Raw genomic sequence first — 19,862 nt, 5'->3', positions numbered from 1 at the left:
TCGACCGAAACGCGGGAATAAGAAACCGGATTTCACACCCCCGATTCCCTTGCCTCCGCCTTTCTTGTCAAAGGGGCCGGTGCAAAATAGTTTCTAACTCGCTTATTCTAAATACAAAAACCTTCGCACCTTGCACATTATTTCGCGGATGGAAGTGCTGGATAAACCGATATGCTGGCTCCAGTTCAATGTGCCACACTCGCCGCGAGATGCTCATCGCGTCAATGAGTTTAGTGGTGATTTAGCGCAATCCCAGAATCCATCCGGCGGCCTCCGCATCGCCCACTATCCCTTCTACAGCGGCGAAAACCCCGGAACCAAGACAAGACTCCCTGCGTACCCGGATCAAGGAGATCAGTCAATTATGGTCTCGGAATGCGTATGCAACGGTTGGCGGAATCGTTGGTGGTTTCGTCTGGCTCTTCCGGTCCTCTTTCTTGCCTGTGGCTTACCTGGCGTCTGTGGCGTTCCTCATTCGTCCAGCGATGATTCCAGGCAGGAAATCGATCACTTCTTGCGCACCTTGCACGAACGCGGACAGTTCAATGGTGCGATCTTGGTTGGCGACAAGAATGGAATTCTGTACGAGGCAGCTTTTGGTCAAGCTGATCGCCCAGCCGGGACGAAGTTCACGACTGAAACGCAGTCCTGCCTCGCATCTGTGTCGAAGCCTTTTACAGCGCTTGCCATAATGATGCTTGTACAAGATGGCTCTCTTCGGCTTGACGACCCGGTTTCGAAATACGTCGATGGTCTAAAGGAGCCTATTGCGAGCGTGACCATTAGGCAGCTCCTCAACCATACCTCTGGTATTCCTGACTATGGAAATACCAACATTGAACATCCTGACGTTACGACCGAGGAGGTTCTCCACGCACTCCGCACGCTCGATCACCTTGAGTTCCCACAAGGACAACAATATAGCTACAGCAACTCGGGCTACGTATTGCTCGGAGCAGCGGTTGCAAAGGCGTCGGGGATGCCCTTCCCCCAGTTTCTTAGTACGCGCATTTTGCAGCCGGTCGGGATGAAGCAAACATTCGTTCTGACACACGAAGGACAGAAAACTCGCGGAACGGCTAAGGCCTATAACGATTTCGGGGACCTCGATGATTATGCCGAGTTTGTCACAGGGGATGGAGGGATGTACTCCACGGTAGAAGATCTCTATCTGTTCGACCGAGCCTTGTACCGTGGCAGTCTGGTCACTCAGACGACGCTTGATGAGATGTTCACACCAGCAACGGTGCGGAAGGGATCCACAACCTACGGGTTAGGCTGGAATATCGAGGATACCGGACCAGGTAAACGAGTCTGGCACACAGGGAGCACGGCCGGCTTCAGAGCCTATTTTGAGCGACGGCTCGCGAACCGTCGCGTCGTCATCATGCTCACAAACATAGGGAACAGCAAGAGGATCGAGATTAGCGCCGCGATCAATAACATTCTCGATGGGTCGCCGTTCACCTATCCGAAGCGCTCCGGAGCAGTGGAGTTGGAGGGTGTATACCGATCCTCCGGGATAGCTGGCGTCCTCGCCACCTATCAGACGCTAAAACAGAAATCGATCCAAGATTACGATCTCTCTGAAGGAGAGCTGAACACGCTCGGCTACCGAGTTTTGTACGCCGACCACAAGGGAGCTGATGCCATCAAGGTGTTCGAACTCAACGCCAAGGAGCATCCTTCGTCGTCCAATGCTTTCGATAGCCTTGCCGAGGCTTACGAAGTAAACGGCGATACGAAAGCAGCCAAGACAAATTACGAAAGGGCGCTTTCGCTAGACCCGACGAACGAACATGCGCGGACGGCTCTCGCAAAACTCAAATAAAATGAAAGCCGCCTCTTGCGGCTGGAGTCCTCGGTTTCCAAGCCTGCGCCAACGCATCGATTCAGGCCAATGCGCTCATCGGCAAACTCGGACCACTCGTCGTGCAGCTCTAAAACGAAGTTCGTTCGCATTGAATTCTCCGATCTCCATGTCTCGAAAGAAGACTCTATAAAACCCTGGTGTGATCAACTCGAACGCCAACTCTTCGAAGCGAAATACCTCGCGGATGAAGACTCTGTTTTTGTGCCCGCTGATGTCGCCGCTATTGTTCACCCGTCGCAGAAGGAGACTCTTCGGGTACGTAAAATCCGGTAACTTGCGTGGTAGTCGGACCGAGCTGGGGTGGTAGAGGCTCGCTGGGACTTGGTTGTTCAGGCCCTCATGCGGACGTTCGTTATTAAACACATAGCGAAAGTTATCGAAGCGGCTCTGCTGTGCGCGGAGGGATGCCGAAGGTGGTTTCGTCGTGTCCCCTTTTAGCGTGCGATGCATCCGCAATCGAACACCACAACCAAGCGCTTATCAGATCTCAAATATCTCCCGCTCCTCACCCTCCGTCGGCGCTTCCGAATGCTCTCCGGCAGCCGGTTGTCCGCTCACAATCTGCACAAGCTCAGCCAGGGCCGCAGGCGTCTGCGCTTCAAAGATACCCTTCAGCGAAAGCGTAACGCCCAGCCGCTCCCGAATCCGCGAGATCATCATCGTAGCCATGAGCGAATGCCCGCCGAGGTTGAAGAAATTATCGGACGGATCAATGGCATCGGTGCCCAGCAAATCCTTCCATATCTCAAGAATGACACTCAACTCACTGGAGTCAATAACCGCGGAAACCGCATCGTCGGAATCCGGCAACTCGACAGCAGCGGGAGTAGTCGAGTTGACCGAAGCATCCAGATCACAGGTGCTCACAAGAATGTGCGCTCCACGCCATTGCCCCAATACACGGCTAATGACTTCGATACCCTCAGCGTTCGTCATAGCACGACGCATTCCCTGCTCGCGGAAGGATTCCATCCCTTCAGGAAGCACTAGCTCGGCCATCATTCCCACTTCTCGCCAGGCATCAAATCCGATGGCAAACGCAGGAATCTTCAAGCTTCCGCGACAATATTCAGCAAAGCTGTTTTGGAAAGCATTCGCAGAAGAATATGCGCTCTGCGAAGCAGGCGGAAAGTTGGCACTGATAGAAGAACAGAAGAGAAGAAAATCAATGCCGCTATCGCGTAGCAACTCAGCAAGCACGCGCGACCCTTCTATCTTCGGCTTGCGAATCTCACGAGCCTCTTCAACTGGCTGGGACAATATCCTGCTTCCGCCGGCAACGCCCGCCGAGTGGATCACTCCATGAATTGGTCCGAACTTCGCTTGTGTCTGGTCTATGACAGCCTTCATGGCATCGCGATCAGCAACATCCGCAGCCATAAACAGTACCTCTCCACCGGCGCCTTCAAGCTCCTGCATCCTGCGAATACGTCGCGATGTTGCATGATCTTCTCCATGTGCGGAAACCCAGGACTCCCATTCACTCCGGTCTGGAAGTATGGTCCGCCCCACAACAACCACACGGGCACCGTGGTCCTGCAACAGATGTTTCGCCGCAACATAACCAATGCCGCCCACGCCACCCGTAATCAGATAAACGCCGCCGCTCCGGAACGGCGACTTAGCGTCTGCCTTCAGAGCTGCCTGCGTCCATATCTTCTGCCAGCGCTGCCCGCGCCGATAAGCGATTGAGAGGCCCGGACCAGATGTAGACAGTTCGTCGAGAACGTTCTGCACCAACGGCTCAACGTTGCCCTCAGGCAGTTCGATATCAATAGAGCGACACTCCACGCCAACCAGTTCAGCCCGCAGTGCACGCGCCAGGCCCAGCAGTTCACCATCTTCCCGATTCGTGACAGGCTCTCCATTCACACTTACCAACGAGTTCGTAATGAACTCAAACCTTCGCAGATATCGCTGGCGCGTACCAGCCATCTGCAGAAGCTGAAGAATGAAATCATAGCGAGATCCCTTGTTACCTTCGAGCCCGGACCTGGGAAGACATAGAAGCCCATCCGGTCGTAGTCCTGCAGCCTCAATCTGCTCCCACAGCGTCTTCAGATCGGCCGGACTGGACGGATTTACACGTACGTCTCCGTCCTGCCAGTGAAACTGTTCGCCCGCTTTCACGCAGATGACCTTTGATCCCTGCGCGCGAAGAGACGAAACCAATGCATTGCTAAGTGGATCTTCCCCATCCAACGCCAGCCAGCATTCAACAGATTTGCTTCGTGCACGCAAAACATTGCCGGCCGGTGGCGTCCCTTGCCAACAGGGAGCATAAAACCACTTCGAGATGTCTTCGTGCTTCGCCGGAGAATCGCTATCGGAAGCGGGCAAAGGAGATAGGAGTGGCGTCGCTGTCGAAACCGCGGTCTCGTTAACAGAAGATGCGGGCTCGACCCAATAGCGCTGCCGTTCAAAAGGATACGTCGGAAGAGGAACCCGTCGTCCCGCTGGTTTAGGACTGAGTCGTTCCCATTGGATGTTAACGCCGCATTCCCACGCAGTGGCCACAGCCTGATGGAAAATTACACCATCCGTTGCCCTGCGATTATCTGCCCCCAGAACAGGAATCAGGACACTGGTCGACAACTGCTGTCGCGCGATCCCGATCAGAGCTTCGCCTGGCCCTGCCTCGATCAGCAGCCTGCGACGCTCAGCCAGGGTCGCCAGACAACGAGTGAAGCGCACCGGCGAAATAATCTGATTTGCCCAGTATTGCGGGTCCTGCGCCTCCGCCAATCCGATCCAGCCGCCGCTCACATTGGAAACCCACGGAATACTGGGCGCATGGCGAACAGTAGCAGCTACGATTCCCCGGAATGTCTTTGCGGGTTCGGCCATAAGCGGCGTATGAAATGCATTTTTTGAGGCAAGGCGAATAGTCGCCACTCTCTCGACCGCCAACCTGCGTTCAAGCTCTTCCACCGCATCCACAAGCCCTGATGCCACTGACATTTTCGGGCCGTTTTCAGCAGCGAGCCAAAGACCATGATCGAGATAGCGCGCCAGATCTTCAGGAGGCAGCATCACAGCCAGCATGATTCCCGGTGGAGTCTGCGCCATGAGACGGCCGCGTTCGACGGCAAGTCGAAGGCCGTCTTCAAAGGAAAACACACCTGCAACACAGGCCGCAGTGAGTTCGCCAATGCTATGCCCAAGTAAACCGGCTGGCTCTACTCCCAGAGAGCGCAACCGTTCTGCTAAAGCGTATTCCACAAGCATCAGCACAGGCTGTGCAACCTGCGTATCGCGCAGACGGGTGGACGATTCTGACGTCCTCTCCCCGTTTACAAGAAGTGAACGCACATCCAGTTCTGCATATTCCTTCAGGAAGTCGCACCCTGCATCGATCGTCCGCCGGAAGACGCTGTCTTTGCGATACAGGTCCTCGACCATGCCCGGAAATTGCTGCCCCTGTCCAGGAAAGAGAAATATGACATCCCGGTCCAAATGGGTCCCTGGCTCGAGTTTTCTGGCGGGCTTGATCAAAAGCTTTGCAGCTTCGCTGCAGTTGTCTGCAACCACTGCTCGCCTGAATCCGAAGGATCGCCGGCCCAATTGAAGTGTTGTAGCAACATCAGAGGCCGATAAGTCACTCTCTGCTGCCAGCCGTTGCGACAACTGCTCGCACGCAGTGCTTAATGCAGAGGCGCTCTTCGCCGAGACGGGAAAGATATGTGATCGCACCGGTTCTGCATTGCTGCTTGCAGCCGCAGGCGCTGCACTCAAGACAACATGTACGTTGGTGCCTCCGATTCCGAAGGAGCTGACGCCCGCCCAACGCTCTGCATCGCCCGCCCAATCTAGAGAAGAAGAACTGATTACAAAGGGCGTCTTCTCAATTCCGAGCGCTGGATTGGGGATCTCGAATCCCGGAGTAGGCGGAATGATTCCGGTGTCCACTGCAAGCGCAGCTTTGATCAAACCAGCAATGCCCGCCGCTGCATCTGCATGCCCCATATTCGCCTTCACGGCGCTGAGCACAAGAGGATGCTTGCGCTCCTCAGTAGCGAAGACCTGAGTGAGAGCGGAGAACTCAATCGCATCCCCCAGTTCAGTCGCCGTGCCATGCGTTTCTACGTATCCCACGCGTGCGCCATCAATACCCGCCGCGGCTTGCGCTGCTCGTATGACCTCTGTCTGCCCGTCGACGCTGGGTGCCGTGTAGCCTACCTTACCGGCTCCATCGTTATTCCAGGCGGAGCCTCGGATAACCGCAATAATTGAATCTCCATCGGCAATTGCCTCTGACAGCCGCTTCAGAACGACAATGCCGGCGCCGCGTCCGGGCACAGTTCCTTCTGCATTCGCGTCAAATGGGCGACAGTGCCCATCCGGCGAAAGAATCATGCCAGGAATATAGGAATAACCAATTCCCTGCGGAAAAGAGATCGAAACTCCGCCGGCGAGTGCCATCGAACACTCGCGGCTCAAAAGGCTGCGGCAGGCAAGATGCACAGCGGCAAGCGATGTGGAGCAGGCAGTCTGCACCGTAACAGCGGGCCCGCGCAGATCAAGCTTGTACGCAACGCGTGTAGCAAGATAATCCTTATCGCTGGCCAGCATCATCTGGTACTCGCCCACGCTCGCCAGCACTCCCGGATTCCGCAGTAATTGAAGAACGTAGGTGTTCATTCCCACGCCTGCAAAGACACCGACGCGCTCACCCTCGCCGGTATGGCCTGCGTTCTCCAGAGCTTCCCAGGCACACTCGAGAAATATCCTCTGCTGTGGATCGAGGATTTCTGCTTCGCGGCGGCTCAGACCGAAGAAGCCGGCATCGAACTGATCTGCATCCTCAATGACATTGCCGCGCCGAACATAGTTCGCATCTCTGAGCATTGCCTGATCAATGCCAGCCTGATGAAGCTCATCCTCACTGAAATTTACGATCAGTGAGTCACCGGCAACCAGATGTTGCCAGAATTCCTGCACATTGCGTGATTGCGGAAAGCGCGCACTCATGCCGATGATGGCAATGCCATCGGGCCACCGTTCCGAATTCGATATGGACTCTGAAAATGTGGCTGACATCAATGGATTGATTTCATTGGACGAACTCATCAAGCATTAGCTCCCACAGGCAACGAGACTTCGGCACTTCTGCGGTCTAAAAACGACGCGAGTGCCTCGATTGTGGGATAACGAAACAAATCCACAACAGCAATGTTAGCGCTGAATTCACGTTTTAATTGTGCGTGGAGTTGAACCAGTAAAAGCGAATGCCCTCCAAGATCAAAGAAATTCTCTCGGATGCCCGGCCTTTCGACATGCAGAAGATCAGACCAAAGTTCGCTCAGTCTCTGTTCGGTACGGTTTCGGGCTGAAATAGAGTCGACGCTCCGATCGGGCAATGTTCCCCGCAGAGCGGGCAGGCGTTTGCGATCAATCTTGCCATTAGGAGTCAAAGGCACTTCTTGAAGCGGCACAATCATGGAAGGAACCATGTAGTCCGGCAGGATTGGGTGCAGCCAGGATCGAAGCTGATCGGCATCGTCCGAGCCTTCAAAACGAACGTATGCAACCAGCCGCTGTTCAATACCCTCACCATCCAACACAACCACTGCCTGCCGAACAGCCGGATGCCGTTCCATTGCAATCTCGATCTCGCCAGGCTCAATTCTGTGTCCGCGCAACTTGATTTGATGGTCCGTTCGCCCAAGTAATTGGATCTGACCGTCACGGCGATAGCGCGCAAGATCACCCGTTCGATACATTCTGCGAGCGTCGATCGTATCGAAAGGATCAGGCAGAAAACGGCTCGCGGTGAGTTCGGGGCGTCGCCAGTATCCCCGGGCCACTCCGTCCCCACTGATATGCAACTCTCCTGCAACGCCCGGCGGGGCCGGTTCAAGATTGTCATCCAGAATGTACATTTGGGTATTTGTAATTGGACGTCCGATCAAAATTTGTGTCTCACCGCTTCGAATGCGATGTACCGATGACCAGATCGTCGTTTCAGTAGGACCATAGAGATTCCAAAGCTCACTGCCGCGCGCCAGCAAGCTCTCGGCAAGGTTCAACGATAGCGCCTCGCCGCCGCACCACATGCGCAGCATTGGCCTGCCCGTCCATCCGGACTCAACTAGCATGCGCCAGGTCGACGGAGTCGCCTGCACAACCGTGGCGCCTGTCGAGTTCAGCAGCTCGGCCAGTAGCTCAGGGTCAACAGTCTGTTCTCGCGTAGCTAGCACCAATTTCGCGCCGCACATCAGGGGACCAAATATCTCCAGTCCCGCAATGTCGAACGAAATCGTAGTGATCGCCACCAGCGTATCTTCTTTTCTCAAGCCAGGATCTTTCAGCATGGATCGCAAGAGATTCACAAAGGCCTCGTGTTGAATCTCTGTTCCTTTCGGATTCCCGGTTGATCCGGAGGTATAGATCAGATACGCAAGATCCGAACTGCATACATCATCAGGAACCTGCGCATCGCCTTCCTTACTCACATCTTCAATCGGCCAAATCACCGCAGCGGTTGCCGGCAAGGTATCGCGTAGTTCGCGCTCTGTCAGGATGAGAGGAACCTGCGCGTCTGAAAGCATGAACTCAATTCGGTGGGAAGGCAGCGCTGGATCAAGAGGAAGGTAAGCCGCCCCGGCCTTAAGGATGCCCAACAGTCCGACCACCATATTAGAACTGCGCTGCATATAGATCCCAACGATAGTTCCGCGTCCGATGCCACCTGAGCGCAAATCGGCGGCGACCCTGTCGGATTCAATATCAAGATCCTGATATGTGAGCGAACGATCGCCCATCTCAACAGCTATTGCTTCAGGACTGGTGCGAGCCTGCGCCCGGAACCATGATGGCACGTTGGAATAAGCGGGCGCGGGCATCGCAGTGCGATTCCAATCATGGATAAGCTGACACCGCTCTGCGTCATCGAGCAAATGCAGGTTGCCGATCTGCTGTTGTGCGTTATCGCAAACCATCTCAAGAATGCGAATGTAGTGCCGCAGCATCTGCCGAATGGATGTCTCTTCAAAAATGTCAGTGTTGAATTCGAAACTACAACGGAAATGACCTTCATGCGGATAAATATCCACAGCAAGGTCATAGCGAGCATGAAGCCGCTCAATCTCTAATGGCGCCATGACCATCTCATCGAACTGCAGGCGCGGCATCATCGTATTCTGCAGAGTAAAGAGAACCTGGAATATGGGGCTTCGATCGAGATTTCGCTCCGGTTGCAGTATTTCCACCAGTTGATCGAATGGCGTGCTTTGATGCTCGAACGCTTCCAGCGCCACGCTGCGTACGTGGCTTAACAATTCTGAAAAGCTGGGATTGTCTGCCAAACCAATTCGTAAGACCAGATTGTTTACAAAAAATCCGATCAGCCCTTCGAAGCTGCTCTTCGTACGTCCGGCGGTTGGGGTGCCAATCAGAATATCCGTCTGCCGTGAGTAGCGATGTAACATCACGCTAAAGCCAGCAAGCAGGACCATAAAGAATGTGGCGTTGTGTTCTCGTGCTATTTTTTGTAGCTTTTCTTCAAGGCCCGCATCAATATCAACAAAAATCCGCTGTCCTTGAAAAGCCTGCACAGGCGCTCTGAGGCGATCGGCTGGCAATTCCAGGAAAGGTAATTCACCACCGAGTTGATTCCGCCAATATGTCAGATCGTTGCCAGATGATAGTTTCTCCTGCTCCGACTCCCATTGAACAAAATCACGGAATTGAATCGGCAGTGGAGGCAATGGACATGGCAGCCGCCTGACTGTTGCTTCGTAAATACGACCAAGCTCCTGCGCCAATACACCAATGGACCAGCCATCAGAAATGATGTGATGCATTCCCAGCAGAACCACATGCTCACGATGATTCTTCCGATAGAGCGATACACGGCATAGCTGCCCCTGGTCGAGCACGTAGGGGCGTTGAGATTCGACGGAAAACAACTGCTTCAGTTGATCCTCTTGGGCTTCTGAAGCAAGGGAGGCTAGATCGACGAAGTCAATGGACAATCTCTGCGTATCATCGACATCGACATAGGGCAAGCCATCCCGCTGCAAAAACCGCGCGCGCAACGATTCGTGCCTGCTGACGATCGTTTGTAATGTCTCTTCAAAAGCAACGCGGTCAAGTGGGCCATCAAGACGGAGCGCAATCGCGATGTTATAAACGGGATTGCCGGGATCCATCTGATCGAGGAACCATAACCGCCGTTGCGCACGCGATAGCCCATGCTCTTTGCTATTGACTGGATCTTTTACTCTCGTGTTCTTGGATGGTGCCTTCGCCGGTACTCCGCCCGCAGCCTGAACGCGAGCCGCCAGCCCTTCCACTGTGGGGTTCTGAAAAATATCTGCTACAGACAGGGTCACCCCGAAAGCGGCTGTGATGCGCGACAGAAGCTGCATCGCAAGCAGAGAATGTCCGCCCAAAGAGAACAAATCATCCTCAACCGTCGCCGCATTGGCGTGGAGCAAGTCCTTGAAATCGCCAAGAAGTTTCTTCTCTATTTCACCCGACGGCAGGCGAACCTCGCGTCCTTCCATCTTTGACTCAAGAGGAAGCGCGTCAAGCGCCGCATAGTCGATCTTGCCATTTGGAGTATGCGGAATCTCCTCGATGAATAAAAACGTTGAAGGAATCTGATGGCGAGGTAAAACCCGGCGAAGTTGAAGTTGCAAATCACCCGAAGACAAAACAGATTCGGATTGACTGATAACGTAGGCAACCAACTGCTTACTATCATCTGCTGCTATACGCGTCGAAACCACTACGGCTCTGACGCGATCAATCGAGAGCAGCGCTTCTTCCACTTCTGCAGGCTCAACACGGTAACCTTGCACCTTTACCTGCTTGTCCGTTCGTCCCAGAAACTCCAACATACCGTCCGACCGATAGCGCGCCAGATCGCCGGTACGATACGCCCGTACAGTTCCCACCTCATCAAAATTCAGCGTCACAAAAGGTGATTCTATTTCTTTGGGCGCATTTAAATAGCCGAGCGCAAGGCCGTCACCGGCTGTATATAACTCACCGGTCGCACCAACAGGAACGGGTTTTCGATTTGCATCCAGTAGAAAAACACGAGTGTTGCAAATTGGACGCCCGATCGGGATGGCACTTCCATCCAGCGAATCAAGTTTCACTTTACAAGTCGTCGTGAACGTCCCGTTCTCCGTCGGACCATAACCATTCACTAGATGAATATCAGGCGACTTATAAAGCAACTGGGCTGCGTGAGTGGGCGAGAGAACATCTCCGCCAACAATAACCTGATTTAAAGAAGCAATCGCGTCTGGATGATAGGCGGCGAAATGATGAAAAAAAGCCGTTGTGATAAACAACGTTGTCACGCCGTGATCACGAATCGCTCGACTGATTTCCTCAACACTGGGCCGCTCCGAGTCAATAAGCACAAGTCGCGCCCCATTCAACAGTGCTCCCCAAATCTCTGCAGTTGAAGCATCAAAAGACAGCGTACAAGCTTGCAGAAAGACTTCATCGGACGCAAACCGCGCGTAGTCTGTTCCTCGCACCAGCCGCATGATACTCCGATGCGGAACCACAACCCCTTTCGGCCTCCCCGTAGATCCGGAAGTGAACAGCAGACACGCGGGATCATCGGAATGGATAGCCGGGCCGGCAAACTCAGCGCAGGGTTTTGCGGAAATCTCTTCAAGCAAAGCGGTAGACACGGCCTCGGGTAAAATCAATCGTTCTCGAAAAGCAGCGGTGGTCAGAAGAACTGTTGTCCCCGCATCTTGCATCATCTTTCTGAGCCGTTCAGGTGGATCGCTCGGTGCGACCGGAAAGTACGCGCACCCAGCTTTGAGTATGCCGAGGAAGGCAGCAATGCCGAGCGGACTTCCAGGCGCACACACCGCCACAAAGGATCCAGCATTGAGACCGTACTCTGAAAGCCATGCGCCGATCGCATTCGCCTTCTGATTCAGTTCCTCGTAGCTGAATTCGCCGTCGGCAAACGTCAAAGCTGTCGCGTTTCCCTGTGTCCGCACGAACTCTTCGAAAACAGAATGTACGGGCGAAGACGGATACGGATGCGCTGTAACATTCAGATCGACAAGTAACCTGCGGCTTTCCACTTCCGTCACAAGCTGCACATCGTCAATCTGCTGCCTGGGATCGTCCAACAACTGTCGCAGCAGATTCAAGTATTGTGACTGAAGGTCATGAATAAACTCTTTATCGAAAAGATCTGTGCAATACTCCAGATCGAGGCGGTACGCACCGCCCTCTGGCCATACTGCGATCGAGAGGTCCATTGGAGAAATACCAATGTCGAGTGGCTTCGCATCAATTCGAAGGCCCTCTAGCTGGATAGGCTCCAATGGGACATTCTGCATGATGAAGGCAATCTGAAACAGAGGATTTCGACTCAATTCCCTGGCCGGTTGCAGCCTTTCCATCAACACGCTGAATGGAAGCTCCTCATGAGCATAAGACTCATGCGCAACGCGCCGAACCTGCCGCAGCAGGTCCTGAAATCGCGGATTACCGCTCATGTCACAACGGAGGACCAGATTGTCGACAAAAAATCCAACGACCGAAGAAAACTCCCCTCGCGATCGATTGGAATTCGCAGTTCCTACCAATAGGTCCGTCTGTCGCGTGTAGCGGTAGAGCAACACTTCAAAGACAGCGAGCAGAAACATAAATGGAGTGACGTCGTTGTCACGACAAAGCTCTTCAACTGAATCACGCAGATATGCATCGATCGTCACGGAGGAATGCTGTCCGCGAAAGCTCGGCACGGCAGGTCTGCGTCGGCCGGAAAGCTGCGAGAGCGGCAAAGGTCCTCTGAGGCGCTCCAGCCAGTACCCGAGATGAGCCTCGGAATTTCGCTGCACCGCATCACTCTCCAACCGTACGAAATCGCGAAATCGTGAGATTAGAGGCGGAAGCGATGGCTCTTTACCAGAGCGCAGGTCGGAATAAATCATCCCAAGCTCGCGCGCGAGAATGCCAAGCGACCATCCATCGGAAATGATGTGATGCATCACCAGCATCAACAAATGATGATCAGAGTCGGTGCGATAAAGAGTTGCGCGAAAAAGCGGTGCTTGCTCCAGCACGAAAGGCGTCCGAGCTTCTTCAACCGCCCGCCGAGTCGCTTCGTCTTGGGCAGCCTTGGGCTCCAGATAAGCAAGATCAACGAAAGCAGGATTCCACGTATTGCTCTCTATGATCCGTGCGAATGGTTTGCCATCGCTCTCATGAAAAGCAGTTCGAAGAGATTCATGCCGGTTGACAAGAATGCGAAGACTATTCTCGAGAGCACCCCATTGCAATTCACCGGTCATCTGAATGGCCACTGCCATGTGATAAACCGGATTCTGCGGATCCATCTTTTGAATAAACCAGAGCCTGCGCTGTGAACTCGACAGTGAAAATTCAGCCGCGTCCACGTTGGACTCATGGCTGTTGTTTTCAAGCGAAGTCTTTAGCAGGTTGAGAATCTCTTCTTTTCGCGCAGCTAGCTCGCTGCGAATTTCCGAGGTGATCACTCCCTTCGGCGCATTGCATTGCAGGCGGTCTCCTTCCATTGACAGGACCACTCCGCGCGAGCGCAAATCGGAAAGCATCTCGATCAGCGATCTCATAGCGCGATGTCCTCATAGTCGGCAGAGTGAGTCAGCGAACGTGGCTCTTTCTGATTTGACCCGATCATTGCATTCAAATATGCAGCGGCCTGTTGAATTGTGGGATATTCAAACATGAAGTTGGCAGGCAGCATCACTCCGGAAGATTGCTGGACGCTGTGTTTCAGCTCCAGCGCCATCAGTGAATCCATACCCATTTCCGCCAGAGGCTTGTCTTCCCTCAGCTCTGCACTCACATTCATTTCCAAAACTTTTGCAATCTCGCCGCGCAGAAAATTACGGATGATTCCCAATCGTTCCTCGTCAGATGCATCTGTGAGGAGGAATCGAAGATCCTCCAGGTGCGGTTTAGCCTCCGTCGATCCAAGCGAAATCATTGGCGCTTCTTCGCGATCCAGACTCCGCTCCTTGAACCAGTAGCGCTCTCGCTCAAACGGATATATTGGCAACTCCGCCCTGCGCAGTCCTTTACCGGCTCCGCGCCGCTTCCAATTCACATCGCCGCCCTGGGCAAAAAGTTCCGCGAAAGCTTCTGGAGTCAACTCATCCGTTTGCCCCTGATTTCCGCGGCGCGCAGCTTTTACATGCCCTCGGTAAACTCCGTTTGCCGCTTTCCCACTCAGCCAGTCCGACAGCTTCTCGGCGGCCTCGTCTCGACTGCCCGCAACCACAGCTAGCCGCTCCGCCAGCGCCGCGCGCCCTACGCTCGCAGTGTGGCAAATCTCGCTCCAGTTCCACGTTGTTTCTCTCAAATACATCGAATATTTCTCAGCCAACCGCCGCAGTGAACCTTCAGTTCGTGCCGAGATCATCAAAACGTCAGATCCCTCAGGCACTTCACGTTGATCTTCTTCGCTCGACCATCCCTCCACCACTACATGTGCATTGGTGCCGCTGAATCCGAACGAACTCACTCCGCCGATGCGGCGCCCTGCTATGGGCATCCAGGCGCTTGTCTCCGCCGGTAATTCAAGCGGAAGCTCATCCCACCGAATGTACTCGCTCAAGCCGCGTCTCATAAGTTGCCCCGGAATCTCTCCATGCACCAGGCTCAATACCAGCTTGATCAGTCCAGCCACTCCTGCAGCCGCCTCCAGATGCCCGACGTTTGCCTTCACAGAACCGATAGCGAGTTTTTCCGATCTTCCCGCAAATACAGCTCCTAGAGCTTCACTTTCCACTGGGTCTCCAAGCTTTGTGCCGGTGCCGTGCGCCTCCACATATCTCACTTCCTCTGGCGCAATACCGGCACGGCGGTGTGCCTCACGCAACAGCGCTTGTTGAGCCAAACCATTCGGCGCCGTCAAGCCGCTCGACGGTCCATCCTGGTTGACTGCAGACCCGAGAATAACCGCGAGGATTCGATCACCGGCTGCTTCGGAGTCCTTCAGTCGCTTCAACACAACAATGCCGCAGCCTTCGCCACGCACGAATCCGTCTGCTGAACTAAGAAACGGAGCACAGGTGCCGCTTGCCGATAGCATACCTGCCTGAGCAAACGCTACAGACGCTTCTGGTGCAAGGATCAGGTTCACGCCTCCGGCCAGAGCCATCGAGCACTCCTGCCGTCGCAAGGCCTCGGACGCCAGATGCACCGCAACCAGTGACGATGAGCATGCAGTGTCGATTGAAATCGCCGGGCCATGCAGCCCCAAAGTATAGGCAATCCGGCCGGCGGCAATACTCGATGCCACCCCGACCGCGGAGTGCGGATGAAGCTCTTTGAGATTGCCGCCTCTTGTCTGCAGCTGCGCATAATCATGCGAAGTAATTCCGATATAAACTCCCGCCCTGGTCTGGTAGAGCGAGAAGGGATCAATACCCGCATGCTCCAGCGCTTCCCAGCTCACCTCAAGCAAAAGTCTTTGCTGCGGATCCATGGCAGCCGCTTCGCGGGGCGAGATTCCAAAGTGTTGCGGATCGAACAGATCGACTTGCTTTAGCAGTGCCGCGCCACGTGCTGAATCCGGCAACTGCACCACGCCATCCGTAGTACGCAATCGATCTTGCATTCCATCGGAGATCGCGCAATGACGATCGCTGAGAAGACGCCAATAGGAATCAGGCCCCTCTTCAGCATCGGGAAAGCGGCAGCCAATCCCGACAATTGCTATTGGACCCGACTGCTCAGCTTCCAGCTCGCGAATGCGCGCCTCCGCCTCCTGTAGTTTCAGAAACGCCAGCTTCACTGGAGAGAGCGGTTCCCTTGGTTGATCCGGATAATTCATCGTTCCGCCAATCGCTCCCTCAGTAGCTCTTCCACTTCGGCATCTGTCATGTCCTCCAAAGCCTCAGCACTTACTATCTTCGACTGAGCAGCCGCAATGCTCTCCGGCCCTCTTGCCGGAGAAGCGGACGCTATCACTGGAGATACAAGACTCACCAGCAAATTTGTTAATTCCCCCACAGTGCCGGTGTCAAAAGCAACCGTCGCCGAAATCTTTCCTTCCAGCCCCAGAGCCTTGCCTAATTCATTGCGAAGCTCCAGTGCGATTAAAGAATCCATTCCCAGATCGCCCAATCGATCCCGATCGTTCAATTCCTCCGGAGAAATAGTTAGTCGGCACACCCTGCAAATCACCTGACGCACAACGCCGTCAACCGCATCTGCGCATCGAGCCTCCGTGCGTTCACCCAATTCCGCGAACAAAGCTGGCGCGCTTGCCTGCGGTTGCCCGTCTGCATCTTTTCCGGTTACGCGGTCGCCAACCGCAACATGGGAATCATCATGCGAAGATCCGAAATGGCGTTGCGCCAGCACCACATGCTGACCCACAAAAAACGCCGGCGAATCCTTCCCCGGAAAGCTTATCGCATGCTCAAATCCGTTCTCCATCAGAACCTCGCACCATCTGCTCTCGGAGAGCAGCGGATTTTCGGCGCGTTCTGAATCTTCGAAATGCTGCCATCCTTCGATCAGGCCGATCGACATGTCAAAGCACGTCTGGTGAACCGTCGTCTCGATCAAGATAAGGATGCCGCCCGGCGAAAGCATTCGCTGAATTCGGCCTAGGGACAGAGGAAGATTGCGGCAAGCGTGTAGAGCATTCGCTGCCACAACCACATCAAAGTAGCCGACCGGCACATTCTGTTGCTCGGGCTCGCGGTCAAGATTGAAATGACCGTAACGAATAAATGGAAACTGTGCGAAATTTTGCCGCGCACGACGCAGGAACATCTCAGAGACATCTGTAAACCAATATTCCGTCTCCTCAGGCGACAACAAAGGCGCCACAGCGGATGTGGTACCTCCTGTTCCTGCTCCTATCTCCAGAATGCGTACATTGCGCTTTTTTCCCCAACCCTGTACCGCGGTGCGAATACCATTCGCCACAATGGCGTTGTTGTATCGTGCCTCCAGGGATTGTTGATAGAGCGCTTCCGCCAAATCGAACGACCCAGCGGGAAAAAGCGTTTCCAGTGGGCTGCTTCTCCCCACCAGCACATCTCCCAGAAGATCTCCGCAGCGCCGGAAATAGGTCAGCTGCCCAGGCTCTGCCCCGAGTGTTTTCTCCACATCGCGCCAAAGCTCTTCCAGCGCAACAGGGACCAGTTTCCCCACTGGGCTATATCGCTCATTCGACTCGGCAAGCACTCCAGCGATAGCCAGATTCTTCAGCCATCGGCCAACCAGCCTGCGATAGATGGGCTGAAAGCCGCAGCTCCCCATCACATCGCTCACCGTTGCAGCGGCTCCCTCAGGGAATGCACCGGCACGAAAAAGAACATTGCGCGCATACGCTATAGTCAGCCGCTCAAGCGCCGCCCAACGCTCGGGATAACTCTCCGGCTTCCATCCCAGAGGACCCAGGAAGCTCTGTCGCGTTGCCTCAGCGCAAACCGCTTGCCAAACCTGCTCCCGTTCACGCCTCCATTGAATCTCCGGAGCCTCTCCAAACCAGAACCGTTGCCTCTGGAACGAATAGAGCGGCAATGCAATGCGTCCTGAATTTGCAGACTCAATCCGCAGCTTCTCGCCCGTTAAAAACTCCATGGCGAACCGCGCCAAAGCATCATCAGACGCAGCATTTTCAATCGCGCCATTGCTTCCTGTCGCCACTCCGCAAGCCGCATCTCCGGCAAGCCACTTCTCCAGGGAATCTGCTGCGGCCAATGCGTTGGAAGCTCTCACTGCCAGGCGCTGCGTCAGCCTGGCACGTGTACGCAACGCGCTCTCGCAGATACCATCAAAGCTCTCATCCGTCTTTCGCAAAAATTCGATATAACTCGCGGCCAGCAACCGCAACGCCTGCGGGCTGGCCGCAGAAATGCAAAGCAGCGCCTCCTGGGATGAAGGCGCTACGACAACCGGCACAGCATCCGTCGTTTGCTCGACAGAACCCACAATCACATGGGCATTCGTTCCACTAAAACCGAATGAACTGACGCCGGCAAAATGAACGCCATCCTCTTCCGGCCAGGGCGTCAATGTATGAGGGATTTCGATCGGCCAACGCTTCCAGTCAATGCGGGAATTCGGCGAAGAACAATGAAGATGCGGTGCAATGCAATGGCCTGACTGTAGCATCAGAACGACCTTGATCAGGCTGGTCAGACCCGATACGCCTTCGCCATGGCCCAGATTCGTCTTCACCGATCCGATGCGAAGTGGACTGAGTGTGCTGCGCTTCTCGCCGTAGATCGCCCCTATCGAGAGAAACTCCATCGGATCGCCAAGCGGCGTGCCCGTCCCATGCGCTTCAACATAATTCACCGCAGTGGCTTCAACTCCAGCGTCCGCCAACGCCGATCGCATCACCTTCTGTTGCGCCCGAATATTCGGTGCTGTGAGGCGGGCGCTGCGTCCATCTTGATTCACAGCCGTTCCGTGGATGACTGCCAGTACCGGGTCGCCATCGCGCCGTGCATCGCTCAGCCGTTTCAATACAACGACACAGCAACCCTCGCTACGCACATAGCCGTCGGCGGCATTATCAAACGTACTGCACCGCCCGCTGCGCGATAACATGCCGCTGCGTGCGAAACAAATGTGCAGATCCGGAGAAAGGATCAGATTCGCGCCCCCAACGATTGCGAGATTCGTCTCTCCCAGGCGCAGACTTTGCACCGCGTGATGAATGGCAACCAGCGATGAGGAGCACGCCGTATCGATCACCTCGGCCGGACCATAGGTCCCCAGAAAGTGTGCAATCCGCCCAGCCGCAACACTCCCTGAGCCGCCAATACCTGTATAACCATCAATCTTCCGCGGATCTTCCACCAGTATCCGCGCCCAGTCATTGTTGGATATCCCGACCCATATTCCAGTCTCGGAGCGAGCCAGGCTCTGCGCATTGATGGATGACCGCTCGAGCGCCTCCCATGTGAGCTCCAACAGCAGCCGCTGCTGGGGATCAGCTTTCGAGGCCTCGCGAGGATGCATCTCAAAAAAGCTCGCATCGAAGGCATCGACGGCTGAAATAAACCCGCCATGAATGTCGTACATCGTGCCGATTTCATCAGGGTCAGAGCCTTGAAAGGAAGAAGCGTTCCAGCGCTCCGGTGGAACCGTGCCTATCAGATCCTGGCCTTTCTCAAGCGCCTCCCAGAACTGTTCCGGCGATGAAACTTCGCCCGGAAGCCGCAGAGCCATTCCAAGGATGGCAATCGGTTCCCGGCGCTGGTCACTACTAGTCACTGGGAACCTCTCTCTCGCACGCGGCGGAAACCAGCAAAGCCTGGCTCAGATTGCGCAACAGTACATCACGCGCGCTATCCAGATAAAGATGTCCCTCCTCCAGGACAAAACTTTGGAACGTGGCTGAAGTCTGCTCGCACCATGCTTCCACCTGCTCCAAAGGTATAGTTGCATCGAACCTGCCGGCGAAGGCCGTGATCGGGCACTTCAGCGGTTGAGGCTCATCCTGTCGATACGCTTCGAGCACACAGATATCGGCACGTAAAGTGGGTAGGGCCAGCGCAAGGAATTCTTTGTCGGCCAAAACGGGTGCAGGAATGCCTCCGTAGCGTGTGTCCACTTCACGAATTAGCTCTTCATCTTCCAGGTGGCCCATCGGCGGCAGAATAGATCGACAATGCGGAGCGCCACAAGCCGATACGAACAGGTGCAGAGCCTCGCGTCCGGTCCGCCGGTGTATCTCGTGCAATGTCTCAAATGCAATTACGCTTCCCATGCTGTTACCGAAAAACGCAAACGGCCGATCAGCTGACAAGCAGTCGATCACCGCGTCCGCGAGGTCATTCACAAGCGGCTCCATGCGCTGATAGGGTACGTCATAGAAGCGCGACTCTCGTCCGGGCAGTTCGACGACGACAGTTTCAATCTCGGGAGCTAATCGGTCTGCCCATCCACGAAATACGGCAGGGCCATTTCCGGCGTGCGGGACGCAGAACAGCTGAACAGCTGAATTGTCCCGATATCGAGTTCGCCTGAGCATATATCC

At 54.8% G+C, this 19,862-nt stretch carries 6 protein-coding genes and 1 pseudogene; 1 reads left to right on the top strand and 6 read right to left on the bottom strand.

Annotation, left to right across the window (positions count from 1 at the left end; all coding sequences use genetic code 11):
- Positions 1–148 precede the first annotated feature (148 nt).
- Complete coding sequence (locus VO84_RS15115) at positions 149–1,831, top strand: serine hydrolase domain-containing protein (RefSeq protein WP_058188404.1); 1,683 nt, start codon at positions 149–151, stop codon at positions 1,829–1,831.
- Positions 1,832–1,906: 75 nt separating this feature from the next.
- Here the strand turns inward: VO84_RS15115 and VO84_RS23365 are convergent.
- From VO84_RS23365 to VO84_RS15085, 6 genes and pseudogenes are all read right to left on the bottom strand, one after another.
- Positions 1,907–2,326 (bottom strand): annotated as a pseudogene (locus VO84_RS23365) (IS481 family transposase); the annotation flags it as partial.
- Between the two features lie 27 nt (positions 2,327–2,353).
- The gene (locus VO84_RS15105; protein WP_058188402.1) at positions 2,354–6,943 is read right to left on the bottom strand and encodes a type I polyketide synthase; all 4,590 of its coding nucleotides are present in this window, start codon (positions 6,941–6,943) and stop codon (positions 2,354–2,356) included.
- Complete coding sequence (locus VO84_RS15100; RefSeq protein WP_058188401.1) at positions 6,943–13,458, bottom strand: non-ribosomal peptide synthetase; 6,516 nt, start codon at positions 13,456–13,458, stop codon at positions 6,943–6,945. The genes VO84_RS15105 and VO84_RS15100 overlap by 1 nt, the downstream gene beginning before the upstream one ends.
- The gene (locus VO84_RS15095) at positions 13,455–15,686 is read right to left on the bottom strand and encodes a type I polyketide synthase (RefSeq protein WP_058188400.1); all 2,232 of its coding nucleotides are present in this window, start codon (positions 15,684–15,686) and stop codon (positions 13,455–13,457) included. The genes VO84_RS15100 and VO84_RS15095 overlap by 4 nt, the downstream gene beginning before the upstream one ends.
- Entirely contained in the window at positions 15,683–19,096 is a 3,414-nt protein-coding gene (locus VO84_RS15090; protein WP_157439906.1) for a beta-ketoacyl synthase N-terminal-like domain-containing protein, read from the bottom strand. Before VO84_RS15090 ends, VO84_RS15095 begins: the two co-directional genes overlap by 4 nt.
- Complete coding sequence (locus VO84_RS15085) at positions 19,089–19,856, bottom strand: thioesterase II family protein (protein ID WP_058188398.1); 768 nt, start codon at positions 19,854–19,856, stop codon at positions 19,089–19,091. The genes VO84_RS15090 and VO84_RS15085 overlap by 8 nt, the downstream gene beginning before the upstream one ends.
- Positions 19,857–19,862: the final 6 nt, after the last annotated feature.

Source organism: Occallatibacter gabretensis (assembly GCF_001449115.1).
Classification (GTDB): Bacteria; Acidobacteriota; Terriglobia; order Terriglobales; family Acidobacteriaceae; genus Telmatobacter; species Telmatobacter gabretensis.
The sequence above is the reverse complement of the archived record's forward strand: the minus strand, read 5'-3'. Positions and strand labels throughout refer to the sequence as shown.